Source organism: Aliishimia ponticola (assembly GCF_004803475.1).
Lineage (GTDB): Bacteria > Pseudomonadota > Alphaproteobacteria > Rhodobacterales > Rhodobacteraceae > Aliishimia > Aliishimia ponticola.
In genome coordinates this window covers 309,136-321,536 of sequence record NZ_SRKY01000003.1, presented here as the reverse complement: position 1 = coordinate 321,536, position 12,401 = coordinate 309,136, and the positions used below count along the sequence as shown (strand labels likewise).

16 protein-coding genes are annotated in these 12,401 nt (G+C 65.6%); all 16 read right to left on the bottom strand.

Annotation, left to right across the window (positions count from 1 at the left end):
• Nucleotides 1–102: 102 nt before the first annotated feature.
• Nucleotides 103–456, bottom strand: a complete 354-nt coding sequence (locus E4Z66_RS12735) for a lysozyme inhibitor LprI family protein (RefSeq protein WP_246036015.1) — start codon at nucleotides 454–456, stop codon at nucleotides 103–105.
• Entirely contained in the window at nucleotides 456–779 is a 324-nt protein-coding gene (locus E4Z66_RS12730; RefSeq protein ID WP_246036014.1) for an antifreeze protein, read from the bottom strand. Before E4Z66_RS12730 ends, E4Z66_RS12735 begins: the two co-directional genes overlap by 1 nt.
• Nucleotides 780–808: 29 nt before the next feature.
• Nucleotides 809–1,111 (bottom strand): urease subunit beta, encoded by a 303-nt coding sequence (locus E4Z66_RS12725; protein WP_136463398.1) that lies wholly within the window; start codon nucleotides 1,109–1,111, stop codon nucleotides 809–811.
• Complete coding sequence (locus E4Z66_RS12720) at nucleotides 1,108–1,296, bottom strand: hypothetical protein (protein ID WP_136463397.1); 189 nt, start codon at nucleotides 1,294–1,296, stop codon at nucleotides 1,108–1,110. The genes E4Z66_RS12725 and E4Z66_RS12720 overlap by 4 nt, the downstream gene beginning before the upstream one ends.
• A 98-nt stretch (nucleotides 1,297–1,394) precedes the next feature.
• Entirely contained in the window at nucleotides 1,395–1,697 is a 303-nt protein-coding gene (locus tag E4Z66_RS12715) for an urease subunit gamma (protein WP_136463396.1), read from the bottom strand.
• 4 nt (nucleotides 1,698–1,701) lie between these two features.
• The gene (locus E4Z66_RS12710) at nucleotides 1,702–2,616 is read right to left on the bottom strand and encodes an urease accessory protein UreD (protein ID WP_246036013.1); all 915 of its coding nucleotides are present in this window, start codon (nucleotides 2,614–2,616) and stop codon (nucleotides 1,702–1,704) included.
• 37 nt (nucleotides 2,617–2,653) lie between these two features.
• Nucleotides 2,654–3,280 carry a bifunctional 4-hydroxy-2-oxoglutarate aldolase/2-dehydro-3-deoxy-phosphogluconate aldolase gene (locus E4Z66_RS12705; protein WP_136463395.1) on the bottom strand — a complete coding sequence of 209 codons (627 nt, stop codon included), beginning with the start codon at nucleotides 3,278–3,280 and terminating at the stop codon, nucleotides 2,654–2,656.
• A gap of 94 nt (nucleotides 3,281–3,374) precedes the next feature.
• Complete coding sequence (locus E4Z66_RS12700) at nucleotides 3,375–4,409, bottom strand: Gfo/Idh/MocA family protein (protein WP_136463394.1); 1,035 nt, start codon at nucleotides 4,407–4,409, stop codon at nucleotides 3,375–3,377.
• Complete coding sequence (locus tag E4Z66_RS12695) at nucleotides 4,406–5,404, bottom strand: Gfo/Idh/MocA family protein (RefSeq protein WP_136463393.1); 999 nt, start codon at nucleotides 5,402–5,404, stop codon at nucleotides 4,406–4,408. Before E4Z66_RS12695 ends, E4Z66_RS12700 begins: the two co-directional genes overlap by 4 nt.
• Nucleotides 5,401–6,420 carry a Gfo/Idh/MocA family protein gene (locus E4Z66_RS12690; RefSeq protein ID WP_136463392.1) on the bottom strand — a complete coding sequence of 340 codons (1,020 nt, stop codon included), beginning with the start codon at nucleotides 6,418–6,420 and terminating at the stop codon, nucleotides 5,401–5,403. The genes E4Z66_RS12695 and E4Z66_RS12690 overlap by 4 nt, the downstream gene beginning before the upstream one ends.
• Nucleotides 6,410–7,318 (bottom strand): sugar kinase, encoded by a 909-nt coding sequence (locus E4Z66_RS12685; RefSeq protein WP_136463391.1) that lies wholly within the window; start codon nucleotides 7,316–7,318, stop codon nucleotides 6,410–6,412. Before E4Z66_RS12685 ends, E4Z66_RS12690 begins: the two co-directional genes overlap by 11 nt.
• Nucleotides 7,315–8,193, bottom strand: a complete 879-nt coding sequence (locus E4Z66_RS12680; protein WP_246036012.1) for a DMT family transporter — start codon at nucleotides 8,191–8,193, stop codon at nucleotides 7,315–7,317. The genes E4Z66_RS12685 and E4Z66_RS12680 overlap by 4 nt, the downstream gene beginning before the upstream one ends.
• Before the next feature lie 4 nt (nucleotides 8,194–8,197).
• Nucleotides 8,198–9,085, bottom strand: a complete 888-nt coding sequence (locus tag E4Z66_RS12675) for an NAD(P)-dependent oxidoreductase (RefSeq protein WP_136463390.1) — start codon at nucleotides 9,083–9,085, stop codon at nucleotides 8,198–8,200.
• Nucleotides 9,086–9,101: 16 nt separating this feature from the next.
• Entirely contained in the window at nucleotides 9,102–9,923 is an 822-nt protein-coding gene (locus tag E4Z66_RS12670; protein WP_136463389.1) for a shikimate dehydrogenase family protein, read from the bottom strand.
• The gene (locus E4Z66_RS12665; protein ID WP_136463388.1) at nucleotides 9,923–10,894 is read right to left on the bottom strand and encodes a Gfo/Idh/MocA family protein; all 972 of its coding nucleotides are present in this window, start codon (nucleotides 10,892–10,894) and stop codon (nucleotides 9,923–9,925) included. Before E4Z66_RS12665 ends, E4Z66_RS12670 begins: the two co-directional genes overlap by 1 nt.
• The gene (locus E4Z66_RS12660) at nucleotides 10,891–12,396 is read right to left on the bottom strand and encodes a UxaA family hydrolase (RefSeq protein ID WP_136463387.1); all 1,506 of its coding nucleotides are present in this window, start codon (nucleotides 12,394–12,396) and stop codon (nucleotides 10,891–10,893) included. Before E4Z66_RS12660 ends, E4Z66_RS12665 begins: the two co-directional genes overlap by 4 nt.
• Between the last annotated feature and the right edge of the window lie 5 nt (nucleotides 12,397–12,401).

Sequence of the window (12,401 nt, the reverse complement as noted above, 5' to 3'; positions counted from 1 at the left end):
GCGGTTGCGGGCATGGCGCGGGGATTATCTGAGGCCGGGTAGGCTTGGCCCCGGCCCGGAACGGCGCGGCGTGGCGCGGGATATGCCGCCAAAGCCTGCATCTTAGTTGCTGAAGTTGCGCAGATCGCCGCTGCGCTGGGCTGTCAGACGGGTCATGCATTGGAACCAGACCAAGGGCTGGATCGACCCGCCCCGGAACATCTCCGCCTCGGCCGTGCAGGCCGCGTCGCGATAGGCGATCCACTTGCGCTGCGCGTCCAGAAGCTGCGCGCCAACGCCCATCTGATCGGCGCTGGGTTTTGCATAGCTCCACAGAGCATTCAGTTCCGCATCGGCCCGCTGATACTCGGCGGCCGCGCATTCGTTCATTTCAGCCTGCGACGCGCCGGGGCAGGCCGCGTGGCCCATACTGGCCCAGAAGCCCAAAACCACCGTCGCTGCCGCAGCCTGTCGCATCAGTGCTTTGCCCGCGTATTGGGGCCGCGCTTGGCCAGCCGCTTTGCGTTGCTGCGGGCCTTGCGGCGCACCGGTTTCAACGCCGCCGCCGCGATATCGGCGGGCGAGCCGCCGCGCGCCATCGCCCGGGCCGAGGCCGCGGCCGCATCGGTGAAGGCTTCGGTCTTTTCGGACACCATGCGCGACTGTTCCGCCGGGGTGACGGACCAAAGCCCCGCCATGCCCATCATGCGCATGGTCATCACCATCTGCGCATCCAGCATCAACTGCCAAGTATGAAGCCCCGTATGCCATAAGGTGTAGGGGTCGGATTTTCTCAACATACGCGCGTTCCTTGTTACGCGATCCAATCTCAGATCGGACCCATGATAGCTTGGTTAAAGCCGTAAATCTCGCGCTTTCCACCGATGGGGATCAATTGCACCTCGCGCCGCTGGCCGGGTTCAAAACGCACCGCCGTGCCCGCCGCGATATCAAGGCGCATACCCCGCGCCGCGCCCCGGTCGAAATCCAAAGCGGGGTTGGTTTCCGCAAAGTGGTAATGGCTGCCGACCTGAACTGGACGATCGCCGGTATTGGCGACCATGACGGTGATCGCCTCACGCCCGGCATTCAGCGTCAGCGTCCCTTCGGTAATGATCTCGCCGGGGATCATTTGCGATCCTGCCCGCGCCGTGCAACGCGCACGCTCACCGCGCCGCCTGCGATCATCGCCACGATGCCCAGCCCCACGACCCAGCCTTCGACCCCATGTGGATGCAGATGCGCGCCGCCATGCGCCATCGCAGCGGCAGGGGCCAATACGGCAATCAGGGAGGAAAGCGGCAAAATCGTCTTCATGGGGCGGTCCTTTATGGTCTTGATCTGTCTTCTCGGTCGGCGTGTTGGTCGGGCGCGGGCCGCCATAACGAATGGGCCCGCTTAGCGAATTGGCCCGCTTAACGAATTGGGTTGTGGACGGTGACAAGCTTGGTGCCGTCCGGGAAAGTCGCCTCGACCTGCACTTCGTGGATCATCTCGGCCACGCCCTCCATACATTGCGCGCGTGTCACGACTTCGGCGCCCGCTTGCATCATATCAGCGACGCTGCGCCCATCGCGCGCGCCTTCGACCACCGCATCGGTAATCAGCGCAATCGCTTCGGGATGGTTCAGCTTTACGCCGCGGGCCAGCCTCTTGCGGGCGACCTCGGCGGCCATCGCCACCAGCAGCTTATCCTTTTCGCGGGGCGTCAGTTGCATCGGGTCATAGTCTCCAGCAGATCGGCAGCGCGCCGTTCGTCAGATGATCCAGCACAGGCAGGAGCACGCGGCGCAGGTTAAAACTATCATCGGCGAGGCAGCGCAGGACAAGCAAATCCGGGGCCAAAAGACTGGTGCCGACGCGGATTTGTGCGCCGCTGCCTAATATTTCATCGCCAAGCAAACGCAGCGGAGTCAGCTGCGCTTCGGCGCTCGGGTGGGCCAGAACCACGGTTGCCATGGCACCCGCGCCGCCGCCGCGGGCAGGGTGGCGCAATTGTTCGGTGACGTTCCCGGCAAGGTCGATCCCGTCGGCGAAAATGGCCCGGCCATTTCGGTTGATCCGAATGCGGTCGCGCAGGCGCGCGTCGGTCAGAATTTCGCCATGGGCGTGACGGCCAAAGACCAACGGCTCCACAATCAGCGCGCTGCTGTTATCCCCATCAAGTTCCACATCAAGGCGGCGGTTCAAGTCGCTGTTATCAAACAGGATCGTTTCCTGTGGCAGCCAGCGAACCGCGCCGCCCTCAGCAACGGAGATGGCTGTGGATAACCGCCCCGCAGGCCCCGGCATCGCCGCATAGGCGCGTTCTGCTGCCTGCGTGGTCACGGTTAGGTGCGCGCCTTTGCCCACCTCAAGCGAAATATCGAACCGGTCCCCGCCAGTGATCCCCCCCGCCGTATTGAGAAGCATCGCCGTCGGCGGGGCGGCAGGGCGCGGGAACAGCACGCGCATCGACCCAGATTGGTGCAGGTCCGACAGAACAGAAGGGCTCTGGCCTGCTGCGTCTGCATCGCGCAAACGCACGGCCACATGCGCCCGGCCAATCGCACGGGGCGGCATCGTCCCGGTCGCGTCATGGGCTGCGGTGGTTCCGTCGATCGTCCTGTCCTCCTGCGCAGATGGCCAAACCACCATGGCGCAGGCGGATTTGCCAGAGTGTAGCCCGATCCGGTTAGCTCGGCGGGGAAAACTTGCCTATTAATTCAGCAAACCCGGCAGCGTCGAACGGGTCGGCGCTGGCTGGCCCGGACAGCGCGCTTGCCCCCACGCAGATCACATTGGGCAGGGCCAGATATTGGTGCGCGTTCTTTTCCGACACGCCGCCAGTGGGGCAAAAGACGACGTCGGGCAGTACGGCCCCCATCGCCTTGAGATACCCTGCACCGCCCGCTTGTTCGGCGGGGAAGAATTTCAGCACATCGAACCCGGCTTCGCGCGCCCGCATCGCCTCTGCCACGGTGGATGTGCCGGGCAGAAAGGGGAAATCGGTCTTGGCAATCGCGTCCATCAGCGTCGGCGTTAGCCCCGGCGACACCCCGAAATCCGCGCCGTCATCGATGCTTTCGTCAAGCTGCTGCGGCGACAGGATCGTGCCCATGCCGATCAGCGCGTCCTTGCCAAACGCCGCTTTCGCCTCGCGCAGCGTTTCGCGTGCGACGTCCGACCGCCGGGTCAATTCGATCACCTTCAGCCCTGCGCCGATCATGCGTTCGATCATCTTGAGCGTCGGCGCGACTTCGGAAAAGGCGAGAACGGGAATGACATTCGTGCCAGTCAGCAAGGGGCGGGCAGGGGTCATGGCAGGCTCCTAATTCGGTGTTTGGGCGCTAACATATGTGCTATCCGATTTGCCGGCTCAGGGCCAGCGGCAAAGCGTGCGGGACGGGGGGCGGTCACGCGCGCCACCCGGAATAAAGCGGATGATCCGGGTGGATCGGCAGGCTGACCCGCCCACCGCGCCGCGCCGCATCATAGATCGCCGTCACCAATTCGATGGAGGCCGCGCCATCCTCGAACAGAACCGCATCGCTTGCGCCGCCGGACAGTTGCTTGGCGATTTCAGCAAACGCACCGGCAAAACCGGAGGCGACAGGCGGCAGACCGCCAAGCACATCGTCGATGGCAGCCTGATCGGCGGCGGCTCTGGCCTCGAACCGCCACGGCCCGTCGGCGGGCGCATAGGGCAGGGTGCCGGAAGTTGTCGTCAGCTTGTCATAGACAAAGCGCAGCCGGGTCTCGTCCACGGCCGCGCCCAGCGTGATGGAGGAAGTCGCCAGCGCCCCACCTTCGAGTTCAAAGCTCAGCGCGGCGCAATCCTCGGTCTCGATCGGGTTGGCCCGTGTGGTCACGGCCCCCATAACGGCACGCACCGCGCCCATATGTTCGCGCAGCAGGTCATGGGCGTGGATCGCGTGCCCCAGAACAGCGCCGCCTTGCTCCCCCTCCCATGTGCCGCGCCATGGAACCGCGTAATAGTCAGGGCCGCGCGCCCAGTGCGTCTCCAGCGCGGCGACCAGCGGACGGCCGGTCAGCCCCGCCGCGCGCAAGGCCCGCAAGGCCGCAAAACCGGGACCAAAGCGATACTGAAACACCGGAAAGAACTGCGCCGCGCCTTGGGCCACGCGCAACCGGTCCACATCCGCAAGCGAGGTCGCGATAGGCTTTTCGCAGATGACATGTTTGCCCGCAGCCAGCGCCTTCAGCGCGACCGGTACATGCAGATGCGGCGGCAGGCAGATATCGACGACCTCCACCGCCGGATCGGTCAGCGCCGCGTCGATATCCGTCTCGACCGGCGCGCCCAAAGCCTGCGCCCGCGCCGCGTCGCGGTCCACGACCATGCGTACGTCCCATTGGCCGGGCAAGGCCCGAAACCCCGCCAGATGCTGCGCGCCAATCCCGGCGCCAAGGATCGCGACACCGATCATTCGCGCTCTGCCATCGCTTGCGCGCGCAGGGCCAGATCCATCACCGTGAAACAGTGATCTTGCCGCATCGCGCTGTCGGTCCTGTCACGGATGTCATTGGCAAGCCTTTGGAAATAAGGCAATCCCGCGCCAGAGGCGTCGATCCGTTCGCAGCGTGTGCCATTGGCAAGGATCAGATGATCGGTCCCGTCCTGCCCCACATCCACATATTTGCGCAGCTCGATATAGCCTTCGGTCCCAAGGATGGTCAGCCGTCCGTCGCCCCATGTGGGCAGCGCATCCGGCGTGTACCAATCGACGCGGATATACCCCGACGCATGGGCAGAGCGCAGGCCGATTTCCCCGAAATCCTGCAACTCGGGATCGTCGGGATTGGCGTGATTGGCGACATGGGCCAGGGTGATCTCGGCGCTGTCAGAACCGGTGTAATGCAAGAACTGGTCGATCTGATGCGCGGCAATGTCGGTCAGGATCCCGCCGAAACGGGCCCGCTCGAAGAACCAGCCGGGCCGGGTCGCGCGGTTCAGGCGGTGCGGGCCAAGTCCCACGGTCTGCACCACCTTGCCGATCGCCCCTTCTGCCACCAGTTGCGAGGCCAGGGTCGAACAGGGCGTTTCAAACCGTTCCGAGAAATTGACCGACCAGATGCGCCCGGTTTCGGCGACGCAGGCGCGGATCTGGGCCAGTTCCTCCAGCGTTACGCAGCCCGGCTTGTCAGTCATCACATCCATGCCCGCCCGCATGGCCTTTATCGCCAGTGCGGCCCGGTCCCCCGGAATGGCAGAGATCAGCGCAAGCTGCGCGCCGCTGCTCAGCGCGTCCTCAGGGCTGTTCAGGCGCGGCAGGTCGGGGAAGCGGCGCGTGAAGCCGGGCAGGGTGCCGGGGTCGCCTTCGGTCCAGAAACCAAGGCAGCGCGCGCCGACAGCCTGCATCTGCGCGGTCATGCCATAGATATGCCGGTGGTCCAGCCCCAGCGCGACACAGGTCAGCGTCATAGCTTGACCTCCGCTCCGCTGCGGCTGGCCTCTTCCATGGCGGCGATGACCGCATGGGCGTGCAGGGCCTGCTGTCCGGTGGCCAGCGGCGGGCGTCCATCGCGCAAGGCCTCGGCGAAATCTTCGATGATGCGCTGGTGCCAGGCATGGGTGAAGGCCATCGGATCGGCCCCGCCGCCGGTTTGCGCCGCGCTGCCAAGGGTCTCCTCGCACCCATCCATATGGGTCAGCCGCAGCGTCCCCTCGGCCAGATGTGCCGCCGCCTTGGTGCCTTGGATCGTCACGCTTTCCGACCCGCCCGGATAGGCCGCCGTGGTCGCCGTCAACGTGCCAACCGCGCCGCTTTCGAACCGCAGCAACGCGCCTGCCCAGTCTTCGGCCTCCAGCCTGTGCAGCGGCGTGCGGTGCATGATCGCCTGAAGCCGTGCCACAGGGCCCATCAGCCACAGCGCCAGATCAAGCGTATGGATCGCCTGCGTCAGCATCACCCCGCCGCCATCGCGCGCATAGGTGCCACGCCCCGGCGCGTCATAATAGGATTGGGGTCGCCACCACGGCACCCGCAATTCGGCATGCACCAGATCGCCCATGGCCCCGGTTTCGATCCGCGCCTTCAGCGCGCGGCTGGCCCGGCGGGTACGGTGCTGGAACACCATGCCCAAGGGCACATCCGCCGCCGCGCACAGATCGACAATCGCGCGAGAGGCGGGCAGATCACGCTCAATCGGTTTTTCCATCAGGATCGGCTTGCCCGCCTGCGCCAGTGCCGCCACCAGATCGTGCCGCGCATCGGGCGGGGTGGCGAGGATTACGAAATCCATGTCCGAAGCCGCGACTTGGCCGATATCGTCGAACACATGGGGCACCCCATGGCGGTCCGCGAAGGCGCGCGCTTTTGCCGGGTCGCGCCCCATGACGCCGCCCAAACGCACGCCCGCCGCGTCGCGCAGCGCGGCCACATGGGTATCGGCCACCATGCCCAGCCCGATTAGGGCACACGTCAGGTCAGGACGCATCGACGGCACCTTCATAAAGCGCGCGGGTCGCACTGGCCGGGATGATCGCGCCGCGATGCTGCACGACCTCGGCCGCAAGCCGGTGCCCCGCCATCAGCGCCGCCGCCTGATCCGCGCCGGAAAGCAGCGCCGCCAGATAGCCGCCGTTGAAGCTGTCGCCCGCCGCCGTGGTATCGACCACCTTGCGCGCCGCGGGGTAGTCCTGCGTCACCGGCCCACTCAGAGAGAGCGGTCCGGCAGAGGATCGCTTCAACGCGCCGCCCGCGCCCAGGGCCATCAGCCGGTCTTGAACCTGCGCGGCGGTTTCCTCGTACAGCGCCATTTCATCGTCGATGGAGGGCAGCAGGATATGCGCGGCCTCGCCATAGGCGGTGGACACGCGGCGCGCGGTATCCGCATCTTCCCACAGGCGCGGGCGATAATTGCCGTCGAAAGCCAGCCGCGCGCCGCTGCCTCGCAGATAATCCAGCAGCGCCATGCGGACGGGGCCGGGCAGGATCGCCAGCGAAATTCCCGACAAGTAGATCAGGTCGTACCCGTCCAGCGCCGCGAAATCGTGATCGGCGAACATGTCGCGCGCGGCAGCGGCACTGCGCCAATAGGTAAAGGTCCGCTCGCCCGTGTCATCGACCGTGATCGCATACAGGCCCGGTGTGCGCGACGGGTCCGAGGTAATGCGCGCGGTGCCGATATCCTCGCTCGCGATGAAGCCGCGGATACGTTCGGAAAAGGGGCAGGTGCCCAGCCGGGTGATGTAATCTACCTCTATCTCCGGCGCGGCGCGTTTGAGGTAGATCGCCGTATTGAGCGTATCGCCCGCGACGCCGACCGTCGCATTGTTTTCGCCGCTCATGGAAAGCTCGACCATAGCTTCGCCAAGACATGCTACGCGGGTCATTTCTGCCCCTCCCGATACCAGATGATCAGACCGGACCCCATGATGACGAGGGCCCCCAAAATCGTCCAAAAGTTCGGGACATGCCCGAAGACGACATAGCTCAACACCGTGAGGTAGAGCAAAAAGGAATAAGTGAATGGCATCAAGGTGTTCGCCGTCGCAAAGCGATGCGCGGCCGTCATGCACTGATGCCCGAACCAGCCCAGAACGCCGACCGCGCCCAGGATGATCCATAAGGTCGTGTCCTGCGGGGCCTGCCAATGCCACAGCGCCAGCGGCAGTGTCACCGCCGTGCCCCAGAAGCCCATCCAGAACTGCATCACATCGGTCGACACCTTGCCCGCCATCGCCCGTGTGATCAGCGAATAGACGGCGATGAACACCGCGTTCATCAGCGCCAGCAGCATCATCGGATGGAACGCCGCGCCAAAGGGGCGGATCACGATCAGCACGCCGGCAAAGCCCAGCAGGATCGCGCCCCAGCGCCACAGCCCGACATTTTCGCGCAGGATGGTGACGGACAAAAAGCACACGATCACCGGCGACGAGAACATGATGGCCGAAGTCACCGTCAATGGCAGCACCGTCAGAATCCAGAAATTCGACAAAGTCGCCCCGGCCACCAGCAAACCGCGCAGGGTCAGCAGGCCGAATTGCGGGGGCAGGCGGCGGTTGTCCGGGTCACGCATCGTCAGCGCCGCCGAGATACCGAAATGCCCGATATATCGGAAAAAGGCGATCTGGGCAGCGGGCAGTCCGGCGACCGCCGCCCATTTCGCGCTTGTGTCCAGAACCGCGAAGGTCAGCCACGTGACAAGCATCAGGGCAATTCCCTTGCGGGCCTTGTCCTCGATGCCGGGGATCACGTGGGCCACGGTCCTAGCCCTTCATCTGCTTGGCGTAGAAATCGACCATCTGCGATACCATCGCGTCGCCCATGCCTGCCTCTATCGCGCGGGTCATGCCGTTCAGCGCGCCCGGCGACATGGTGCTTGCCGCGCCCGCGTCTTCGACCATGCGGCGGTAATAGCCGACATCCTTGGCCGCGTTCTTGACCGCGAATTCCAGCTTGGTCGCGTCGCCATCCACGGCATAGCCCTTGACGAAATCCATCATGCCGGATTTCAGCGGCCCCGCCGACATCACGTCATACAGATCCTGCCGCCCGATCCCGGCCACATCGGCCATGGCAAAGGCTTCGCACATGGCATTTGCGACGGTCATGCCGAAGAAATTGTTGATCAGCTTGATCGTGTGCCCCGACCCCAGCGCGCCAAGGTGAAAGACGTTCTCGCCCAGATCGTCCAGCACCGGCTTGGCCGTGTCAAAGGCGGCCTTGTCCCCGGCAGCCATGATGTTGAGCAGCCCGTCCTTGGCATGGGCCGGCGTCCGGCCCAGAGGCGCGTCCAGATAGGTGCCGCCCGCCGCCGCGACCTCTTCGCCCAGCATCCGGGTAGAGCCGGGCAGCGAGGTGCCGAAATCGATCACGATCGCGCCGCGCTTGAGCCCGGCGATCACGCCATCCTCGCCGCGCATCCGGCCTTCGACCTGATCCGAGGTGCCCATGCACAGCATGATGATGTCCGAGGCGGCGGCAAGCTCGCGCGCGGACGACGCCTCTGTCGCGCCGCGTTCGATGGCGGGGTCGATATAGGTGCGGTCCCGGTTGCCCAGAACGTGCAGCGTGTAGCCCTTGTCTTGCAGACGCCCCACCATGGCGCCGCCCATCAGGCCAAGGCCGATAAATCCAATCGTAGGTTTGGTCATGAAACTCTCCGTTCAGTCAGTCAGGATGAAGTGTATCGAGAAGCGGGCGCATGGCCTCTTCGTCCGGGTCGATCCCGGTGTAGGCCGCAAAGCTGCGCACCGCCATTGCGCGAAACAGGGCGAACCCGCTCAGGCAGGCCAGACCCGCCGCCGCCGCGTCGCGCAGGAACATCGTGCGGGTCGGGGTATAAACCGCGTCAAAGGCCCAGCCCTGCGGCCCCAGAAGGGCCGGATCGAAGGCGGTGCCGGGATATTCGGCCATGCCCAGCGGGGTGGCATTGACCAGCCCATTGGCCGCGCGCAGGGTATCCTCTGCCGCGTCCGGCGCGATCACCCGGCCCCCGCAGCTTTGCGCCAGCGCCGCTGCACGCGGGGCGTTGATGTCGCAAATCGCCACATCATCCGCGCCAAGCGCCATCAGGGCGGGGGCCAGCGCTTCGGCCACGCCGCCCGCCCCCATGAGAACCACGCGCCCGGGCACATGGTCAAAGGCGCGGAACGCGGCAAGAAAGCCAGTGTAATCGGTGTTATGGCCGCGCAGATCAGGCGCGAACGTCACCGTGTTGCACGCGCCCAGATGCACGGCTTCGGCGCCCATCGCCTCTCCGACGAAGCGGCGCGCGTCGGTCTTCCAGGGGTGGGTCACGGTCATGCCGGACCAGCCCTCGTCTTGGGCGGTGTGCATCTGCGCGTCGAAATCGAATTGCGGCAGGTCGGCAGTGTCGATCAGCTTGAAATCCAGGCTCCAGCCGTGTTCGGCACAAAGCAGATCCAGCGCGGCAGGCAGCCGCGTGCGCGAGATATGCGCGCCGATCAATCCGGCCTTCAGGACGGGCATCACGCCGCCCTCCGGTCCAGTTGCGCCTCGACCTCCAGCGCGGCGGCAAGGGCCGCGCGGCCATCCGCCAGCGTGCAGATCGGGGCGGCCCGGCCCGCGATCACCTCCAGGAAATGGTCCAGTTGCGCATCCAGCGGCGCTGGCCCGTCTACCGTGGCTGGGGCGCGGGCGATGGCGGGACGGGACCAATCGGTGCCCTGCCAGACGGTAAGCGACGGGAAACTGACCGCGCCCGCCGTACCTGTCACCCACATCATGTCCTGCCCGGTCTGGCCGATATGCGGGTTTTCGCCTGTCGCGGCCTCGAACCCCCATGGGCTGGGCGCGTTATCCGAAAAGCTGACCGTTGCCGCCAGCCCGCCCTCGAACCGCAGTGCAATCGCCCCGCTTTCGTGGCGCGGCGCAGCCCCACGGGCCGCGCGCAGGCTGGTGCCGGGCAGGGCGGCGATGGCGGTGATCTCTCCGAACCAGAAGCGCAGCAAGTCGAACTCATGCACCAGGTTGATCATCACCGGCGAGCCGCCGGCGCTGCGCCAATTGCCCGCGAAATAGCTGTCGGGCTTCTTCATCGCCCATAGCAGCGTCGCTGTGACCGGGCGGCCAATGGTACCCGCGGCCAGAAGATCGGCCAGGGCAGTGACCCGCGGATGATGCCGCCGGTGATGGCCGACCAGCAGCGCGGCGCCTTCCAGCCCATCCACATCGGCCAGTGTCGCAGCGACGGGCTTTTCGATCAGCATCGGCCAGCCCCGCGCGGCGGCGGCGCGCCCATGGGCCCCGTGCAGCGGCGTCGGTGTGGCGATGATGACGCCATCCACCGGGCCAGAAACATCTGACATATCCGCGAAATCAGCCCCGGTGGCGGGGTCGGGATCGACCAGCCCGGCAAGAACGGCACGCGGATGCGCGATCACACGCGCCACATGCCGTTTGCCGATCAGGCCGCCACCAAGGACCAGGATTCGGGTCACATCACGGCTCCGATTTGCCATGGGACGAATTCGTAATCGCCCAGACCCTGCGCCTCGGACTTGCTGGCGGTGCCAGAGGCGATGCGCAGGAACAGCTCGTAAATCTCGCGGCCTTTTTCCTCGACACTGATGCCATCGGTCAGGATCGTGCCCGCGTTCACATCCATGTCGTCGATCATGCGGCCATACATCTCGGAATTGGTGGCCACCTTGATGGTGGGGGCGGGTTTCGATCCGAAGGCCGATCCGCGCCCGGTGGTAAAGCACACAAGGTTGCAGCCGCCCGCGATCTGGCCGGTGACGCTGGCCGGGTCATAGCCGGGACTGTCCATGAAGGTGAAGCCGCGCGCCGTCACCGGTTCGGCGTATTTATAGACCCCGGTCAGCGGCGTCGTGCCGCCCTTCGCCGCCGCGCCCAACGACTTTTCCAGGATCGTCGTCAGCCCGCCCTTCTTGTTGCCGGGGGACGGGTTGTTGTCCATCGAGCCGCGATTGCGGGCGGTATAATCCTCCCACCAGCGGATCAGCCCGATCAGTTTGTCGCCCGTGGCCCGGTCAATGGCGCGCCGGGTCAGAAGATGTTCCGCCCCATAGATTTCCGGCGTCTCGGCCAGAACGCCAGTGCCGCCCTGCGCGACCAGCAGGTCGCAGGCATGACCCAGCGCCGGATTGGCGGTGATGCCGGACCACGCGTCAGAGCCGCCACATTGCAGCGCCACCTTCAGGTCCGATGCAGGGCAGGGCGTGCGCGTCTGGGCGTTGGCAAGCGGCAGCATCGCTTCGATCTTGGCGATCCCGGCCTCCACCGTGCGGCGCAGCCCGGCGACATTCTGGATATTCATGGTCTGGAACAGGGGGCCCTGTTCCAACCCGTATGCCTCCAGCAGCCAATCGATCTGGTTCATCTCGCAGCCAAGCCCGACCATCAGAACTCCGGCATGGTTGGGATGACGCGCATAGCCCCACATGACGCGCTGGAGCGCCTCGAACCCCTCACCATCGCCCGCCATGCCGCAGCCCGTGCCATGCACGAAGGCGCAGACCCCATCCACATTGGGATAAGCGGCCAGCCGGTCCGGGGTGAAATGCGCGGCGATCTGGCGGGCCGCCGTGGCCGAACAGTTCACCGAGGTCACGATGGCGATATAGTTGCGCGTGCCCACCGTACCATTGGCCCGCCGATAGCCCATGAAACTGTCCGACTGCGCCGCCGGTGCGGCCGGGCGCAGATCGGTGCTGTAGGCATACTCCTCATCCGTGTTGCGGAAGGCGACATTGTGGGTATGCACATGATCCCCCGCCGCGATGGGCTGGGCGGCATAGCCGATCAGTTGCGCGTATTTGCGTATCGGCGCACCTTCGGCGATGGCGGCGGTGGCGATCTTGTGACCGGACGGGATCAACCCGGTGGTGGTCACGGTCTCCACCTGCGCGCCGGCCTCAAGCGGCCGGGTTGCGGTGACGACATTGTCGGATGGATCAAGACGGATCGTCTGCTTCATAGGTT